Source organism: Vibrio sp. SCSIO 43137 (assembly GCF_028201475.1).
Classification (GTDB): Bacteria; Pseudomonadota; Gammaproteobacteria; order Enterobacterales; family Vibrionaceae; genus Vibrio.
On sequence record NZ_CP116384.1, the window covers coordinates 1,016,268 to 1,034,507 of the forward strand.

The 18,240-nt window shown below is 44.9% G+C and carries 17 protein-coding genes; 12 read left to right on the plus strand and 5 right to left on the minus strand.

What is annotated here, in order from left to right; translation table 11 throughout:
* Nucleotides 1–22: 22 nt before the first annotated feature.
* Together PK654_RS20490 and PK654_RS20495 are read right to left on the minus strand one after the other, a co-directional pair.
* Nucleotides 23–706: a MaoC family dehydratase gene (locus PK654_RS20490; RefSeq protein ID WP_271699228.1), complete on the minus strand. Its 684-nt coding sequence runs from the start codon at nucleotides 704–706 to the stop codon at nucleotides 23–25.
* A 360-nt stretch (nucleotides 707–1,066) separates the two neighbouring features.
* Nucleotides 1,067–1,723 (minus strand): glutathione S-transferase, encoded by a 657-nt coding sequence (locus PK654_RS20495; protein ID WP_271700736.1) that lies wholly within the window; start codon nucleotides 1,721–1,723, stop codon nucleotides 1,067–1,069.
* 151 nt (nucleotides 1,724–1,874) lie between these two features.
* Here PK654_RS20495 and PK654_RS20500 point away from each other — a divergent pair, with 151 nt between their 5' ends.
* Complete coding sequence (locus PK654_RS20500; protein WP_271699230.1) at nucleotides 1,875–2,906, plus strand: metal-dependent hydrolase; 1,032 nt, start codon at nucleotides 1,875–1,877, stop codon at nucleotides 2,904–2,906.
* A 79-nt stretch (nucleotides 2,907–2,985) separates the two neighbouring features.
* On the opposite strand, the gene PK654_RS20505 is transcribed toward PK654_RS20500, so the two are convergent.
* From PK654_RS20505 to PK654_RS20515, 3 genes are all read right to left on the minus strand, one after another.
* Nucleotides 2,986–4,092, minus strand: coding sequence for an alkene reductase (locus PK654_RS20505; protein WP_271699231.1), 1,107 nt, complete (start codon nucleotides 4,090–4,092; stop codon nucleotides 2,986–2,988).
* Nucleotides 4,093–4,208: 116 nt separating this feature from the next.
* On the minus strand, nucleotides 4,209–5,123 hold the full coding sequence (locus PK654_RS20510) for a LysR family transcriptional regulator (RefSeq protein ID WP_271699233.1): 915 nt from the start codon (nucleotides 5,121–5,123) through the stop codon (nucleotides 4,209–4,211).
* Between the two features lie 214 nt (nucleotides 5,124–5,337).
* Nucleotides 5,338–6,474 (minus strand): flagellin, encoded by a 1,137-nt coding sequence (locus tag PK654_RS20515; protein ID WP_271699234.1) that lies wholly within the window; start codon nucleotides 6,472–6,474, stop codon nucleotides 5,338–5,340.
* A 369-nt stretch (nucleotides 6,475–6,843) separates the two neighbouring features.
* On the opposite strand from PK654_RS20515, the gene PK654_RS20520 reads away from it, so the two are divergent.
* The 11 genes from PK654_RS20520 (at nucleotide 6,844) to PK654_RS20570 (ending at nucleotide 18,066) form a co-directional block, all read left to right on the plus strand.
* Complete coding sequence (locus PK654_RS20520) at nucleotides 6,844–9,528, plus strand: S8 family serine peptidase (RefSeq protein ID WP_271699235.1); 2,685 nt, start codon at nucleotides 6,844–6,846, stop codon at nucleotides 9,526–9,528.
* A 185-nt stretch (nucleotides 9,529–9,713) separates the two neighbouring features.
* Nucleotides 9,714–10,064 (plus strand): hypothetical protein, encoded by a 351-nt coding sequence (locus PK654_RS20525; protein ID WP_271699236.1) that lies wholly within the window; start codon nucleotides 9,714–9,716, stop codon nucleotides 10,062–10,064.
* 56 nt (nucleotides 10,065–10,120) lie between these two features.
* Nucleotides 10,121–10,864, plus strand: coding sequence for a HupE/UreJ family protein (locus PK654_RS20530; protein ID WP_271699237.1), 744 nt, complete (start codon nucleotides 10,121–10,123; stop codon nucleotides 10,862–10,864).
* 15 nt (nucleotides 10,865–10,879) lie between these two features.
* A complete protein-coding gene (locus PK654_RS20535; RefSeq protein WP_271699239.1) occupies nucleotides 10,880–11,512 on the plus strand; it encodes a transmembrane anchor protein in 633 nt (210 codons plus the stop codon).
* 95 nt (nucleotides 11,513–11,607) lie between these two features.
* Nucleotides 11,608–12,525, plus strand: a complete 918-nt coding sequence (locus tag PK654_RS20540; RefSeq protein ID WP_271699240.1) for a DMT family transporter — start codon at nucleotides 11,608–11,610, stop codon at nucleotides 12,523–12,525.
* Between the two features lie 5 nt (nucleotides 12,526–12,530).
* Nucleotides 12,531–13,058: a MerR family transcriptional regulator gene (locus tag PK654_RS20545; protein WP_271699241.1), complete on the plus strand. Its 528-nt coding sequence runs from the start codon at nucleotides 12,531–12,533 to the stop codon at nucleotides 13,056–13,058.
* A gap of 69 nt (nucleotides 13,059–13,127) precedes the next feature.
* Nucleotides 13,128–13,985: a helix-turn-helix domain-containing protein gene (locus PK654_RS20550; protein WP_271699243.1), complete on the plus strand. Its 858-nt coding sequence runs from the start codon at nucleotides 13,128–13,130 to the stop codon at nucleotides 13,983–13,985.
* Between the two features lie 141 nt (nucleotides 13,986–14,126).
* The gene (locus tag PK654_RS20555) at nucleotides 14,127–15,407 is read left to right on the plus strand and encodes a DJ-1/PfpI family protein (RefSeq protein ID WP_271700737.1); all 1,281 of its coding nucleotides are present in this window, start codon (nucleotides 14,127–14,129) and stop codon (nucleotides 15,405–15,407) included.
* Between the two features lie 193 nt (nucleotides 15,408–15,600).
* The gene (locus tag PK654_RS20560; RefSeq protein ID WP_271699245.1) at nucleotides 15,601–16,518 is read left to right on the plus strand and encodes a tyrosine-protein phosphatase; all 918 of its coding nucleotides are present in this window, start codon (nucleotides 15,601–15,603) and stop codon (nucleotides 16,516–16,518) included.
* Between the two features lie 156 nt (nucleotides 16,519–16,674).
* Nucleotides 16,675–17,064 (plus strand): DUF2061 domain-containing protein, encoded by a 390-nt coding sequence (locus PK654_RS20565; RefSeq protein WP_271699247.1) that lies wholly within the window; start codon nucleotides 16,675–16,677, stop codon nucleotides 17,062–17,064.
* A 96-nt stretch (nucleotides 17,065–17,160) separates the two neighbouring features.
* Nucleotides 17,161–18,066, plus strand: a complete 906-nt coding sequence (locus tag PK654_RS20570; RefSeq protein ID WP_271699248.1) for a helix-turn-helix transcriptional regulator — start codon at nucleotides 17,161–17,163, stop codon at nucleotides 18,064–18,066.
* Nucleotides 18,067–18,240 lie beyond the last annotated feature (174 nt).

The window sequence follows — 18,240 nt, forward strand, 5'->3', positions numbered from 1 at the left end:
TAAGTAATTCCGTCAGTTCTGGTTAGAAATAAAGCCTGATAACAGAAACAACCACACAACCCGGGCGGCGCACTCCGTCAATCTCAACCTTCATTTCACGCTCAATTTCCAGACCTTTCTTAATAGGTGTGATTTTTACCAACTTACTTCTGGTACGAATATTGTCACCTGATTTTACCGGATACGGGAAACGAACCTGATTCAGCCCGACGTTAACCACCATTCTGGCTGTCGGGAACAGTGAATTTTCAGGGTCTACACTATCGGTCATGCGTGACAGCATAGAAAGAGTAAGAAAACCGTGAGCCACAGTGGTTTTAAATGGTGACTCTTCACTGGCGCGTTCTGGATCAGTATGAATCCACTGCATATCTTCAGTTACTTCACCGAAAGCATTAATACGATCCTGAGAGATGCTTACCCAGTCACCAACGTGGATTTCTTCATCAAGTTTAGGCAGCAGTTCATCATAAACAGCCTGTGCCGCAGGAGAAAGTTCAATCACCTCTTCCTGTATGTGCTGCTCTTCATTGATGGCTGGCAATAGTTGATGCTCACGAAACCAGTGTGCCAGCGGGTTGTCATTTGCTTTATTGACAAGATCTTCCCAGTAAACACGTAGTGTCGGAGACATAAATTCTTTGATTTCGAAAGGTTGCTTAGACAGAGATTCACTTCTGTGCTTTAGCATATCAACAACTTTCATAAGAAAACCCTACTTATTTTTCTCTTTTCATTCAGGCGTATACGGTTAATTTTGAACAAGTTCACATTATGTTGCAATCACTTTCGAGCGAACACATGTATTCTGAACACTGTTTTAATATTTAAATACAACAACTTAATCAATAAAACATTATTTTATTTACCGTACAACAACTGCTCGGATCTCATACGTATATCGGTTGATTTGGCGATAACTTTAGTTTAGCTGCTTTTTTGCACTTTCAAGTGTCCTATGTGTCTCCCCTGAATGGGAAATCAATTGCCGCTTTTTCAACCAGCTTAAACTTGTTGCAAAAAGTAAACCAATATTGTCCAAAGGCTAAATGATCGGAAGTAAAATTTAGGTAAACTTGGTCGGTTGCCATAACTCGTGATGTTCCATCACTTTTGAGAACATTCTGCTTTGTAGGTATTGGTTTAGCCACTGCCGTACTTTTGGGTATGGGCTTTGTCTGAACCACTGCTTATCTATGCGGGCGTATTTGCGTAAAAGCGGCAGAACAGCGATATCCGCCAGACTTTCCTGTTCAGCAAACAGAAAAGCGTGCCGGGTTAATCTCTGTTCAAACTCTTTCAGAACGGCTTCACAAGGCTGGCGCAACTGCTCAAGGTTTGGTTCGTGATAGCGTTTAGCACAAGCAAAGGCGTTAAGTGCAGTGACAAACTTATCCTCGAACGCCGTAATAAAGGAAACCATTTCCGTTAGCGATACATTTTCATCTGGACAGAGTAAGTTATCAGGATCATTCTGAGCCAGAGCCCAGAGCATCAATTCCAGACTCTCCTCAATCACCATTGTGTCGTCTTTTAACCCCACCCTAGAAACAACCAGCACAGGAACGCTCCCCTTAGGCGAAGCTTGCAGCATTGAACTGGGTTTGTTATCCAGCTTTATGGAACGTAGTTCCACCGGCATACCAGCTTTATACAGAGCCATACGCGCCCGGATAGCATAGGGACAGTTATGAAGTGAATAGAGTATAGGAAGGTTTTTCATAGGGTTAAGTTTAGTTCTTTTGTTATTGGACACAACATTTCACCAGTAATCCACTGACATATTATATGCTTTTTCCGCTTAGCACTTAGCTACTGATTGGTGTTAAAGTGTCACGCTTAGTTAAAGAAATTACCGACAGAGAATAGCGGATATGGACTCAATTACTCAGGCAGCTCTGGGAGCAACGGTTGCTGGTGCAATCGCAGGAAAGAAGTGTAATGCCAAAGTATTACTTACCGGAGCTGCTCTTGGTACCTTGCCCGATCTGGATGTTATGCTGGATTACGGCGATGCGGTCAGTAACACCATCAACCACAGAGGTTTTTCGCACTCGTTGCTTGTTCTTCCGCCATTTGCTTTGTTGATATCCTGGCTATATAGCCGCTTCCGTCCCGATTCATTCTGGACATTTTCAAAGGTATTTATCCTGACATTAAGTGTGCTGGTAACACATCCTCTGCTGGATGCGATGACTACCTACGGAACACAATTACTCTGGCCAGTCCATGGCTATTTTGCTGTAAGCTCTATATTTATCATTGATCCCCTTTATACGCTGCCGCTGCTAGCTGCCATCGGGGTTGCTCTGGTCGCCAAAAATAATGGTGGGCGCTGGTGCCGGAGTATGCTTATCTTATCGAGTTTATATCTGGGTTGGGGTTATGCAGCACAGCAAGTTATTGCCGAACGTGTGGAGCAAACTCTATCTGCTCAAAAGATAACGAGCGATCAGGTGCTTATCACCGCGACACCATTTAATACCCTGCTTTGGCGAATCATTGTTATCGAAGACAACCATTACCGGGAGGCGTTAGCATCACTGCTGGATAGGGAAGATCAAATCGATTTTGTATCACGACCGTTGGGGCACTGGCCGGTAACAAAACCATCTGAATCCCATGACGGGTTAAAAGCGTTCTCTCGTGACTTTCTCAGCTACCGTGAAGAAGAAGGCTCTCTGATTGTTTCTGACTTACGTATGGGCATGGCAGAGCAACTCTCATTCGAATTTGTACTTGCAGAAAGAAGTGACAACGGAGAATGGAAGCTAACAGAGCCACCTTACCGGTATGAAAGCGAGTTAAGCCTTGATCGGTTTGACAGCCTTTGGGAACGCCTTAAAGGTGATCAAACGATTAATGCCAATCTGGAGTCTGATTCGCAAAGCAACAAACCTAGTTAGCAGCTCCTCCCCAAAGATTTTTAGCTTAATTTACATCTCAGGCGGGAACTTACCCGCCTGAGTAGCAATTAGATCACTCTTAAGCATCCGCTAAGTGCTTAACCGCAGGGTCTGCAATAGGGTAATCCGTCAACCCTTTAGCACCGCCACCGTAATAGGTGGATTTGTCATTGCCGTTCAGGGATACACCCTGCTTAAAGCGGTAAACCAAGTCCGGGTTTGAGATGTAATACTCACCAAAGGCAACCAGATCAGCATAACCTGTGTCCAGCATATCCTGTGCAGACTCTTTAGTGTGGCGGCCTGCAACAATCACCGGATGATGCCAGATCTCGCGAACCTGACGGCGGAAGGAAGACGGCACCGGACGCCAGGTAGCCACGTTTTCTGAGAAGTGTACATAAGCCAGATCCAGATGATTAAGGGCTTCCATAGCCTTAAGTGCCAGTGATGGCATTTCAGGGTCAACATCGGGATCATCAATAACCAGATAAGGAGACAGACGGAAACCCACTTTCTCTACACCAATAGCTTCAGCAACAGCAGTAACGGTTTCTACAAGAAAACGCACCCGATTCTCCTGACTGCCGCCATACTCATCGCTGCGCTGGTTAGCACTCTGCAACATAAACTGTTCAAACAGATAAGTGTTGGCTGAATGAAGTTCTACACCATCGAAACCCGCTTCCACCGCATTCTTTGCCGCCTGAACAAACTCTTGCTGAGTCCGGATAATATCTTCCTTACTCATGGCTTTCGGTATTTCCTGATCGACAAAGCCGTAGCTGCCGTCATCCAGAGGGCCATAGCCTTTGTTGAGTCCTTTTATTGCGGAAGGAGCAAGAGGCTGTTCACCACCAGTAATACTGGTATGCGACACGCGGCCCACATGCCAGAGCTGAATAAAGATTTTTCCGCCTTCAGCATGCACCGCATCAGTCACTTTTTTCCAGCCATCAATCTGTTGCTGGTTATAAATCCCAGGGGTAAAAGCATAACCGCGAGCGACAGGTGAAACCGGTGCACTTTCTGTAATAATCAGGCCAGCTGTCGCCCGCTGTTGGTAATACCTAACAATATCGTCATTCAGTAAACCATCAATACTGGCGCGGGAACGGGTCATGGGTGCCATCGCTATACGGTTTGTCAGCTCAGTACTACCCAGTTTAAAGTTGGAAAAAAGCATTCTGCCTCCTGCTTACTATCGTTTAGGCAGACTAGATTAGGAGACATTTATGATGACAAAAATAGCAACAAAGTCATTTCACTCTGTACTAAAGCGACAGTAATTGACGGTGAGAGTTAATCATGAGCCAGACCAAAAGTGGCGAATCGCTGTTTAAGTTGCTGCAAGAATAGCCTGGCACCAAAGCTCATATCGCGGTTTGGATAAACCGCATAGATGGCACTCTCCTTCTCAAAACGCGTGTCGGGGAAAAGCCGGATCAATTCACCACTTGTCAATGCATCACTTAGGTTATGGTCGGTCACCATAGTGAAATACATGCCCGACTTTGCGCTGTATATCAGAGACTCCGGCGAGCTGGATTTATAGGCAGGCTTCATATCCGCCACCTGTATTTTATCTTCACTGTTGTAAAAACAGATTTTATCCCGCACCACTCCAAGGCGGGCATAGCAAGCCGCCGGTAACTGGCAAAGCTGCTCAATACTTTCCGGCATTCCGTACCGCTCAATAAACTCAGGGCTGGCGATTAAACAGAGCTTAGAAGAACGCAGTTTCTGACCAATAAGAGAGCTATCCTGCGGTTCCCATATGCGTATCGCCATATCGAACTCTTCCTTAACGATATCCACTCTTCTGTCGTCATAATCCACTTCAAAATGGATATCGGGATACTCGGTCTGCACCGCCTGTATGGCCGGTAATATATAATCATGGCTGAGATGAGAAGCCGATGTAAGCCTTACCAGTCCGCTGGAAGACTGGCTGTAACCGCTGGCGAAGCGATTCATCTTAAGCTCCAGCTCTTTCAATACCAGCGCCTGCTGATAAATCTCCTCCCCCGCTTCCGTCAGGGAAAGCGCACGAGTGGTCCGGTTCAACAGAACGACACCCAGCTTCTCTTCCAGTCCTTTAATGTTTCTCGATAACAGCGAAGGCAGCATATCTCTGTGCTTAGCCGCTTCAGCAAAGCTTTGGTAGTTAACCACATCAATAAAAGACATCAGTTGTCTGTTCAACTCTATCGCCATTTCTCTGCTCCGCTCGGTCTGGATAGGCTAGTTTACCCTTTATCAGAACTTTAGATTAATAACTAAAAAGTACATTATTAATTCACAATTTTGCGATTATTGTTATTAATAAGGCACGAAACTAGCTAAAAAATGGCAACATCGCTCCTGCACTATGGCAGGAGCGATGATACAAACCAGATATAACTCAACAGGCGATTAGCCTAACAAGCTATTATCCAAGCAATCCAAGGGCAGCATTAGGCTTCTGTTTAGCCTGTGCCAGAATCGAGGTTGAAGACTGTTGCAGAATCTGAGACTTGGTCATTTCCGTGGTCTCTTTGGCAAAATCGGTATCCTTTATCTGGCTCTTGGAGTCATGGATCTTTTCATCAATGTTTTCCAGATTGGTAATGGCATGATCCAGACGGTTTTCAAACGCACCCAGCTCAGCGCGGTTTGAATCAACATATTTCAGTGCTGAATCAATGATAGAAACCGAAAGCTGTGCGCCCCCTACCGTCGTTACATCAATATCATTGATGGAACTATCCTTGCTGGTAAACGGACTGATCTCATCAGCAAAGTCCCCTGACACTTCAAGATCAAAGTTTTCCCTTGCTGAGTGATAGAGCATCATATTGCCATCTTCATCGACCATAGCCTGAACCGCATCCTGCTGACCATTGATTCTGGTGGCTATTTCCTGAATATCATCACCGCCTTTCAGTTCAAAGCTATACTCCTGAGAGTTGCCCGGGTCAGACTTGTCCTGCAGAGTCATGGTAAACATCGAGTCTTCCGTTAATGTCCAGCCCTCTGCCTTTCCGCCAGTGGTGGTAAGTAGCCTTGTTCCACCCGTTAACATGTTATCCGTACGCATGTCATTCAGGCTAAGTGCAATCCCTTCACCACTGTCTGCACCAATCTGCATTGTCCTGTTTCCGAAAGTACCGTTTAACAGCTTAATGCCGGCAAAAGAGGTGGTTTCCGCGATACGATTCAGTTCATCATTCAGTGTGGTAATCTCCTCCTGAATGGAGACCCTCTCCGCCTTGGAGTTAGAACCGTTTGCCGACTGCAATGAAAGATCACGCATGCGCTGAAGGATATCCGTCGACTCGTTCAATGCCCCTTCGGCAATTTGTGCCATTGATATTCCGTCATTGGCATTTCTGACGGCAATATCTAATCCCCGGTTCTGTACGTTCAGCCTGTTGGATATCTGCAAACCGGATGCATCGTCTTTAGCACTGTTAATTTTAGATCCTGACGATAACCGCTCCATGGATGTATTTAGCTGAGATGCCGCACTATTTACAAACCGCTGAGCCGTCATTGCAGAAACATTCGTGTTAACGTTTACTGCCATATCTGAGCCTCTATTTATTTTTATATCAATAATTTAATTAAGTTCATCCGTATTAGTGGCTATCGGCCTGATGTTCACAGCCTTTAGAAAAATTTTGTTTCCCGGCTCTATATTCAGCATTTAAAAATTATGTAATACCTCCTATACCCTCAACAGAAAAGCGGATAGACAAAGACTCATTCTGCGCAAATCAAAGTCAGCTATTCACTATTAACATTTTACTCAACTACACTTGATATTGAGGCTATGTGTGGGCTTGTCTTTACCCTTATCGATTTATAAAGAGCAACGAACACAGCCGGGGAGCCTCATTAGTTAACAGAGCATGCCGTCTGTTATTGCCAGATTGTCACTCTTTCGGGGTAAAAAATGATTCGGATTAACCAGTTAAAACTATTACTTATCGCCTTACTGTTCTTTATCAGTTCAGCGTTTGCCAAACCACTCCCTAATCAGGCCCTGATTGACAAAGCCATAGAGAAAGGCACGGTTCGCGTTATTGTTCAGTTTGATGTTGCATTTACAGCAGAAGGTGAGCTACCTGATGCAGCGGCAGTCGGCTTGCAGCGCGCTGCTATCGCTTCTGCACAGGGACAATTAATGAGTGGGCTAAGATCTAACTCATCGGTTATTGCCCGCTTTCAAACCATTCCAAGTATGGTTCTCAGCCTTGATGCTGATGAACTTCAACAGCTCTATAACCGGGATGATATTGTCAACGTAATTGAGGATACGCCCATACCACTGGTGATGGCGGAAAGTAACAATATTATTGGTTCCGTAAATGCGTGGAACGACGGATATTCAGGTGCCGGACAGACTGTCGTTATTCTGGATACCGGTGTGGACAAATATCACCCTTTCTTCAGCAGTGGTGTCAGCAATAAAGTGGTTGCTGAAGCCTGTTTCTCCACTAATCGGCTCGGCTATTCCAGCAGTGTTTGTCCCGGAGGGGTTGAAAGCTCGACATCTGCCGGCTCTGGTATAGACTGCACCAGTGCTGCATCCGGCTATCCTAATGCTCAGGGCGATTGCGCCCACGGCACTCATGTAGCTGGTTCCGCGGCGGGTAATGACGGAAGCGGAGCCGATTTTGGTGTGGCACGGGACGCCAATATCATCGCTATTCAAATTTTCTCTCTGTTTCCTGACTACTGTAACAACTCTGACTGTATGCTGACATGGCAAAGCGACCAGATGGCTGCCCTTGAACATGTGCACCTAACCCTGCAACACTCATTTAATATCGCTTCAGTCAACATGAGTATCGGCGGTGGCTCCTATTCCGCTACCTGTGATGATGACCCGCTGAAAAATATCATAGACAACCTTCGCTCTGATGATATTGCAACGGTTATAGCAGCAGGTAACTCAGGCAGCAGAACCGCCATTAGCGGCCCTGCCTGTATTTCAACATCGGTAAGTATCGGCGCAACAGAAGATGACGACGACGTGGCCTCTTTCTCTAACGTAGCCAGCTTTATGGATCTGTTTGCTCCCGGCCATACCATTACTTCAGCAGTGCCTGGTGGAGGAACTTCGACATGGGGAGGAACGTCAATGGCGACACCACATGTTGCAGGTGCCTGGGCGGTATTAAAGCAGTCAAAACCAGCAGCTACAGTCGACGAAGTATTACAGGCACTAAAAAATACCGGCACACCAATCAATGATCAGAGAACCGGAGGGAGCGTCAACGGTATCCCACGCATCAACGTTGACCTTGCCCTGAACAATCTGGTGAACACGGAACCGGATATCACTCCGCCAACCATCACAGCTCCGGCCGATGTATCTGCAGAAGCGACCGCTTCTGCAACCCCGGTTAATCTTGATAGTCCTGTTGTGTCAGACGATATCGACCCTAACCCGGCAGTCGAAAACAATGCTCCTGCCGGTTTCCCGGTCGGCGAGACCATCGTGGTCTGGACAGCAACGGATGCTTCAGGTAACTCAGCTGACGACTCACAAACAGTAACTGTGACAGATACAACTGGCCCGGTTATCAGTCTATTGGGCAACAATCCAACAGAGGTTATTCTTGATAACAGCTATTCTGATGCAGGCGCGACAGCCATTGACTTAGTTGACGGCGATGTAAGTTCCTCCATTGTCAGCGACTCAAATGTCGATACCTCTGTACTTGGCAGCTATTCAGTCACTTACAATGTATCCGACAGCAGAAGTAATCCTGCCACACCTGTGGTACGTACAGTCAACGTGGTTGAAGCCCCTGTTGCCCTCTCAATAACAGGCCTGTCACCATCAGCCGCTCAACTGGGAGTGGATACCTTTGTTGTCGTCAATGGCTCCGGATTTAATGCCGGTACCTCTGTCTCCTTTGTGAATGGTTCAGGTAAAACGCCGCAATACAATATCAGCTCACGCAGTGCGACAAGACTGGAAGGTACGCTAACCAGCCAGACCAACGGCCCTAACAGGGACAGAGTCTGGGATGTGGTGGTATCAAACAGCGATGGCAGCAATGATACTCTGTCCGGAGGCCTTCTGCTCACCATTGGTGCTCCACCAGTTAACCAACCTCTGGTAGCAAATGCTGGCCCGGACCAAACCGTTCTGGATGCGGACGACAACGGTTCAGAGAATGTCACCCTTAATGGTAGCGGCTCCTCCGATCCTGAAGGCAGCAGCCTCACATACAACTGGAGTTGGTCTGGCGGTGGCAGTGCATCTGGCGTCACACCTTCAGCAAGCTTCCCGGTCGGCACCACAACCGTAACCTTAACAGTTAGTGACGGTGAGCTCTCTTCAATGGACACCGTTGATATCACCGTAAACGCACCTTCATCGGGTATCACCATTGACGATATAACTGGCTACAAAGTGAAAGGTCAGCAGAAAGCCGACCTGACATGGAGTGGTGCAACTAGTGACAATGTAATCATTCACCGCAACTCAACTTCTTTTACCACAGCTAATGACGGTTTCGTGACTGATAATATCAATCGAAAAGGGGGCGGAACTTATATATATAAAGTGTGTGAAGAGGACGCCCCGACAAATTGTTCTGATGAGGTAACCCTGAACTTCTAAATGCAACTCTGAAAAATATCTTACTCCTCTCCCTAAGGGGGAGGAGTTGAGATGACTCTCTTTAATCTATTTTTAATCGATATCAATGATAACTAATATAAATACAATCAATTTTAATGATAACTTCAGAACATCTATACTCAGCTAACTGAGCTAAGCCGCAACCTCTTGTTTTACAGTTATTCATGTATTTTAAAGCACTAAAGCACATTGTTGGAATCCCGCTACTACTCATCATCGTAGTAAGCGCAACCTCAGGTTGTATCGGCAAGCTTCGTTCACATAGCATGATCTCGGTAACTCAGGACTCTTTTAGCCACTCCCATACAACATCTCATAGTCATGATTTAGAAAGCGACTATCAGTTCCATCACGATGCCAGTAACCATAGCCATGACAGCGAGTCGTTCAGTGCCATAAGTAACATCGCCTTTGCAAACCTGACTGAAACTAAAAGCAGCAGGCTGACATGCGGCTCCCCTTGTTATCTTCCTTTCAGAATAGAAAGGCCTCCAAAACATCACCACTCTGCATAAATCAAAGTGGCTACCATAGGTGTAGCCAATTAATTATCGAATTTTTTGGAGTTTCTATGAACTTACTTTCTTCATCTGAGGAGAGCGTGTTGTGCCCGTACAAAGGCGAACACTTTCGTAAAGGGATGTTTCTTCTCATCCTGCTCTTCCTTGCATTAACAAGTAACGAGGCACTGGCTCATGCTGTTGCGCAAGGTGATAAGGGATACATACAGGAAATCACCGGAGTAAATATTATTTCGTTTATGTATCTGGGTGCCAAACACATGGTGACAGGCTATGACCATATTCTGTTTCTGTTTGGCGTGATTTTCTTTCTTTATAAGATGAAACATATCGCCCTTTATGTCAGCCTGTTTGCCATAGGGCACTCTTCAACCATGTTGTTGGGCGTCTATTTCAACATCGGCATCAACAGCTACATTATTGATGCCATTATCGGCCTGTCTGTGGTTTATAAAGCGATGGATAACCTCGGTGCATTCCAGCGCTGGTTTGGCCGGCAGCCTAATACCAAACTAGCCACACTGCTGTTTGGTTTCTGCCATGGTTTTGGATTGTCTTCCAAGATTATTGACTACGACATCTCCCCAGACGGCCTGCTTCCTAACTTACTCGCATTCAATGTGGGTGTGGAAATCGGCCAGCTTATCGCCCTCGGAACCATCTTGATCCTGATGGGCTTCTGGCGTAGGCATGCCAGCTTTTATCGTCAGGCTTATTCCGTCAATGTCATTATGATGAGCTTAGGTTTTATGCTTATCGGTTATCAGTTAACGGGCTACGTTGTCGCTCAATAATAAAAGGAAATACACATGTACAATACAGATATGCCAACCCGGGCCGAACTACCAACAACCAGACAACTGCTTCGTTCAACAATTATTGCTTTAGTCCCCGCCATTACTATTTTAGTGACGGTGGTGCTGCCATCAGAGTACGCTATTGACCCGACCGGAGCGGGACGTTTGCTGGGCCTGACAGAAATGGGGGAAATCAAAGCCCAGTTAGCAAAAGAAGCGGCACAAGATAAGGCTATTAACACAGCGCAACAAGCCCCTGTTGTTGAAGAACAAGCGCCAGTTCAGGTAGCTACTGCCGCAGATAAGGTACAGACAGGAATACCTGTTCCTGAATGGAGAGACAAAATTGTGCTGACGCTAAAGCCCGGGCAAGGTGCTGAAGTTAAGCTGGTGATGGATAAAGGAGAGACCGCAACATTTCAGTGGCGTTCAAAAGGCGGCCCCGTCAACTTCGACACTCATGGCGACGGTAATGGCAACTCCATTAGTTATGAAAAAGGGCGCGGCGTACCTGATGACGCAGGTGAGTTAGTAGCAAACTTTACCGGCAACCATGGCTGGTTCTTCCGTAACCGTAATAAAAACACCGTTATGGTGATATTAGAAACTGCGGGTGAGTATAAAGAGCTCAAACGAGTACTTTAACCTAAGCAATAATAAATAAAAGACATAGTCACTTCCCGTTGACCCGTCTACAAGTGACGGGTTGACAATAAGCTTTATTCATTAGAGGAAGTGACATGTCTGTTATTAAAGCAAATACTATTTCAAATATCCCCGATGACCTTAAGGGCATACTGTTTGCCCTTGTTTCAACAGGTCTGTTCGTTGTGTCCGCAATGCTGGTACGCGTGCTGAGTGACTCAGTTGATACCTTTCAGATCCTACTGTTTCGCCAAATAGTTTTTATTGTCGTACTCATGCCTGCCATCAAATCAAATATTGCGATACTTTTAAAACCCCAAAAACTTCAGTTACATGTATTAAGAATTACCGGTGCATTTTTTGCCCTCTACTTTGGCTTTATTGCTGTCGGCAATCTGCCGTTTGCTGACGCTCAGGCACTCGGCTTTCTTCATGTTCTGTTTGTCGCATTTATTTCCAGAACCTTTTTATCGGAGCAGTTAACCCTATCGCGGATTTTTACTATCTCGGCCGGCTTTATCGGGGTGATAATGGTTGTCCAGCCGGAGTTTTATCACGCCTCATTATTCTATATTCTGATTGGTGCACTAGGCGCGCTGGGAGCTGCTGTTGCCGTGGTCAGCGTCAGGAAGATCGCTCAAACCGAGCCCAAAATTACTTTACTTGCCTATCAGGCAGTCTTTGTCGGTTTTATCGCCTTAATCCCAAGCATTACCAACTGGTACTGGCCTAACTTTGAGGAACTGGGTTTATTAATACTGGTTGGCCTTCTTTCATCTGCCGGGCAATGGTTCGGAGTCACAGCCTATAAATTTGGCCAAGCTAACCTAATCGCTAACGTGCAATATGTGAGTATTATCTATTCATTGCTATTAGGTTATTTTATCTTTTCAGAAGTTCCGGATAATCTGGCTCTGGCGGGTGCTGCTATCTTAATATTGAGCGCCTTAATACCGCAGCTATTCCAGTGGGCTAGATCCACAATCAGTCATCAAAATACCGTCGAAAGGTAGAGATTATGTTAACCATTACCGAGTTAGCTAAACAGTGTGATATTTCAAGAACAACTGTTCTTTACTACGAACGGGCAGGTTTACTCAAGCCAGCAAGTCGTGCAGCCAACGGATACCGGACATACGGCCAGAAAGAACTTGAGCGACTAAAGAACATCGTCTCATACCGTTCCTATGGTGTACCTGTGGGAGAAATCGCTCCTCTTCTGGAGTCTGATAACGAACATAAGCAAGAACAGATTCTGCGCAATCAGTTCAATGCGCTGGAAAATGAAGTTCAACGCTTAAGGCAGCAGCAAAAAGCGATACTGACTCTGCTGAATCAAAGCTCACTCTCCGCTGCGGATATTCTCACTAAGGAACGCTGGACCGAACTTATGGCGGCCTCCGGTTTAAGTGAGCAAGACATGACAAATTGGCATAAACAGTTTGAAAGTATGGAACCTGAAGCACACCAGCGTTTTCTTGAATCTCTGGGGATAGATAAAGATGAAATCGAACAGCTTCGGCAAAGCTTTAGGGAGATAAGATAGCGGGATTGTCACCTCTCGCCATAACTATGATAATCTTCTGCGAGTATCCATTACCTACTGACAGCTGTCGTGATTGAAACCTACTCAACAAGCCTTATCCATAAGTACCTGAATAAAGAAGGTGGATATTACTGTCTTCCTCTTAGTGAGTATTTATCTTCCCTTACATTACCAACGTCCATCGGGAAGCAAGAAGCGGTACTCATTATTTTAATCCAATCCGGTCAGCTTAATGTCAGTGCCGGTTATAACGAAATAGAAGCAGTTAAGGGTGAGCTCGTTGTTATCCAGCCATCTAAGCCATATGCTATTCTACAAGCCAGCTCAGATATCAAAGGCACGGTTTTTTATATCTCTGGTGAAGGTTTGATAGGTTCGATGGGGAATCATTCTCTTATATTCAGCCTTGATATTCTGGAGACATGGAATGAGTCAAAATACAGTTTCAGTAAAGAGATCCTTCCATATATCGGCAACATCTTTAGCCGTATTCGCCACGAATATGTTCAGCCTTCCGGTGATCTCACAATTGTTAATGCCTATACCATAACCTTGCTGTTGGAACTGAAAAGTATCCATAATATAAACATCAAAAGTAATCATGCTGCAATAAGCATTGTGAATAGATACAAAGCTGCTATTTCAGCCTCTCTTAGCAAAAAGCTGTCCACCTCTGACTACGCTAGAGAACTATCTATAACAACTAACCATCTAAATAAGTCAGTTAAATCCGTCACTGGTTTATCCGCCAGCCAGCTATACAACAAGATAACAATGACTGAAGCAAAGTATCTCTTGTTTATGGCAGATCTTACCGTTACAGAGGTGGCCTATCGTCTTGGCTTTGATGACCCCTCCTATTTCAGCCGGTTCTTTAAAAAGCACGAAGGATTGACGCCTCTGGACTTCAGACAAAAGTTGCTTTGATATAAGCTCAATTATGCCTGCCGGCATAAATGATTGAATTGTCCTGATATCCGATTGACGTATCCTAACTTTACCTTTGCGGCTAAAGATACAGTAAGCCATATACAATATAGGCCACAAAGGTACAGTTAAAAAATGAAAATGGGATACCTACTCACCCCAGGCTGCAACACCTCAGATATAGTGAACAGCGAGGCCGTTTTTCGCTTCCACCCGCTAAACAAAATCTATTACGTATCAGAAAGAACTGAGGCGGTACAAGGTAGAAACGGACTAACGTTGCTTGCGAATTCAACTCCGGAAACCTGTCCTCAGTTAGATGTGTTGATTGTTCCCGGCTCATCCCGCAATAAACCTCTCAATAAGTCATACAATACTTTTATCAAAAAACAAACGGCCGGAGCCAGATTTACTGTCGGAGTATCAGAAGGTGTTGTGCAGCTCTATCAGGCAGGAATCATTACTCATCAGCAAGTGACAGCTGATTCTGCCAGTACTGCATTTTTGCAACAACAACAGATCAATAGTGTGTATACGAAACAGGTTATCCTAGACGGAAAACTGGTTACTGCTGGCCCTTCTACCGGTGCAATCGACGCAGCATTTACTATTCTGGAGCAACTACACGGACGCTGGATAACCCGATTAGCTGAGTTTACTCTGGAATATGATGCTCCGGTTCAGTTTGCAAAAACACAGCAATCGCCACTAAAAATACCCCCGAAGCCAAAGCCATTGAACATTGGTGTTTTCGTCCCTTCCGGTATTTATCTGCCTGACGTCATTGGTGCAACCGATGTTTTCTCCTCTTTACCAAACAGTAAACTATACTTCCTATCTGATAGAAAACAGCAGTCCAAACCCATACTAGGATTTGGCCCTACGCTAATGCCATCAACTACATATGAAGAATGTCCGCCTCTGGACGTTTTAATCGTCGGAGCAACACACCCAAAGTATCTAAATGATCAACAGGTGATAGATTTTGTACTCAGGCAGGATAAATGCGCCTCTGCCATCGTCAGCGTCTGTGCAGGCACCTTCTTAATTAGCTCTACGGGATTGCTCAAAGGAAAAACTGCGACAACAAACTACCATCAGATTTCAGCCCTTTCAGAAATAGGAGTAATAGCTGACGGCAGTAAGCTTGCAGAAGATGGTAAGTTCTTCTCTGCCGGACCCGCTGTGGGCTCTTACGCTGTTGCCCTGAGAGCAGTGCAAAAAATTGCCGGATCCGAATGGGCACAATATATCGAACAAGAGTTACTTGAGTTTAACCCCAACCCAATTTACCGGGTAACCCCTGACAATGCCGGATGGCGTATTCATATCTTGTCAAACCTGCTCTCGTTTGTGGCTAACAAGTTGTATACAGCTGCGCTGAAAAGAAAGACAACAAACCCCAGCCAGATAAACAACTAGCATTCCTCCTTATTTAGTTTCATTCTCAACTTCGCAATTTTGATCTTGTTCAGTCGTTCACATGTAAGGGGGCGGCTGTACCATTAGTCCCCTATTAGACACAATTTGTCACACTTTATAACAGCCCAGACAAGAATTGCCTTTCCAGAGCACCGACAATACTGGTTAACTAACAACCACGTGGAAAAAAGCTATGACCCGAACTGTGTTAACCAGTCTGCTGGCGATATGTGCCGGAACTGCCAGTTTTACCGTAAGTGCCGACAACGTCATTTGTAACAGCGGACTTAATATTGAGCTCCCGGCAGAATGTGATTCCATCACCTTGAATCAGGAGTTTGATGGTGTAAAAAACTTCCGCCAACTCACCCCATTAAAAGAGAGCTGGAAACTGCGCCAAGGCGTACTCTACCGTTCAGACCAGATGCATGAACTCTCTCCGGCTGACCTCGATAAAATGACGGCACTCGGAATCAAAACCGTGGTTGATCTGCGCTCTGTAGAAGAAGTAGAACATTTCCCCAACAAGCATATCCCGAGTGTTACGCAGACGGTAAATCTGCCTATTGGTCAGGACCCGGCAGATATCAAGAACCTGATCGATCCAAAGCTGTCCCAGAAAGTAAGAAAGATGTGGTTTGAAGGGGAGTTTGAGCAGATAGAACAGTTAATGGAAGAGAGCGGAATTGATCTGGCAACAGCCCGAACTCCCCGTTACGTTGAATTTGCTACTAAGTTCAACCATCAGATATCACGCTTCCTGCATCTGCTGGCCAATGAAGATAACTACCCTCTGGTGTTTCACTGTGCCGGAGGTAAAGACAGAACTGGCTATATCGCAGCGGTTACTCTGCTGACACTGGGCTATTCGGAGCAAGATGTTATTAATGACTACCTGATTACCAATATGACCGGATTTAATGAACTTAAAGGACTACTAGATAAAGGTCTGGTAGCTCTGATGCCTGCCGGAGAAGCCAGAAAAGAGCAGATAAACGCAGCCCTTCAGGCAATTAAACAACACTATGGTAGTTTTGATAACTACCGGAAAAACATCTTAAAGATTTCTGACAAGGAAGTTGAACAGATAAGAGCAAATCTGCTGATTTAGATAAAACTGGCCCTTTCACTCTTTTAATAGCCCTGCGCCCTAACGGAGCAGGGTTTCAATAACTGTTACCTATCACAGTTATCTGTCTATTCACTTTTACTTAATGCGAATTATTCTCAATTATAACAGCAAGACAAAAAAACAAAGAACAGAGTGATGACCAAAACAGTAACCTTTGCAGCGATTCATTTTTCCATTGCTACCACACTGGCTTATGCATTAACGGGAGATTTTCTGCTGGGCAGCCTGATTGCTTTGATAGAACCATCGATTAACACTGTGGCTTTCTATGCTCATGAAAGGGTATGGAGAAAGATGCCTGTTTTAAAACGCATAGAACCTATGACCGAGATTAAGACAGCAAGCTTTGCTGTCGTGCATTTTAGCGTTGCGTTTACAGTGACTTATATGCTGACTGGTGATGCTTTTATCGGAGGGTTAATAGCAACCATCGAACCTGCCGTTAACTCTGTGGCTTATTTCTTCCATGAAAAAGTATGGCTGAATCACCAAAACCGGCTCAGTCAGGCTTATGCCATTAACTAAAGCTTGAAGGATAGTTAAGTTGTAACCTCAAGTTGACGAAACAGGTATATTTCCGCTAATTTCAGTTAGCAGGCAGATTACAACAAAGGAAGTAAGATGAACTCTGAGCTGAAATTTTACGATTCAGTGACCGACACGGTATCAGATTGCGGCAAGGTTCTTGAAATCGAGTTTTCCAACCACGGCTTAGATTGGTCAGGCATACTAGTAGAAAAAGGCTCATCCCCTCACTTCTACCCAAAGAATGTTTACACCCCTTATTTCTATTTCGCTCTGGCTCTTGATAAAGACTTAAACTGGAGTGTCGAGAAAGACGGTACTCTTGCAGATCTGAAAACCAGCCCCGGCAACATCTGGATTAATCCGCCAAAAACCCCCTTTAGCCACAATATTGCCGAACCTTGTTATTTCATAATTTTAGCCATTGAAGAGCAGGAGTTTTTATCACATTGCCCGCTAAATTTGGAAGGGATTGAGCTTCAGTTTCTGAATAACTACAACGTTCTGGATGAAACGATTAAAGGTATTATCGAGCTATTTATTCTGGAAACGAAAGCCAAAGGGCGTAATGGTAAAGCCTATCTAAATAGCTTGGTATCACTGCTGTCAACTCACTATATTCAGAACTATTCCAACTATTTTGATCTGAAGAATAACCGGATCGCCGCTTCAAAGTTCGATCAAAAACAGGTCGATAAAATTGACCTGTATATAGAGGAGAATATCGGAACTAATATTGCAGTTGATGATCTGGCCGATTTACTAGGCTGCAGTAAATTCTATTTTCTCAGGGAGTTTAAAAAACTGATTGGTGTAACTCCGTATCAATACTTGATGAACAAGCGTCTGGAGAAAGCCCGCGCCGCACTCTCTTCCGGTTCAGTAAATATTGCCCTGACAGCGTATGAACTTGGCTTTAACGACCAGTCACATTTTACCCGTGCTTTTAAAAATTACTTTGGTATGACACCGGGCCAGTTTGTAAAGCTACAAGAAAACTAGCCCGTTATATATTTATTTTTTGGATAATCAGCTGCTAACCATCTTGGCGCATCGGACCTAAGATATCAGAATTAAATTAATTCAACCTTATAAACTAGATTAGGATCAATGACCCCTTTCATCGCCTTAGTGTAGTGTTTCATGCTATACGCAAATAAAAAGCAAGCTAAACAT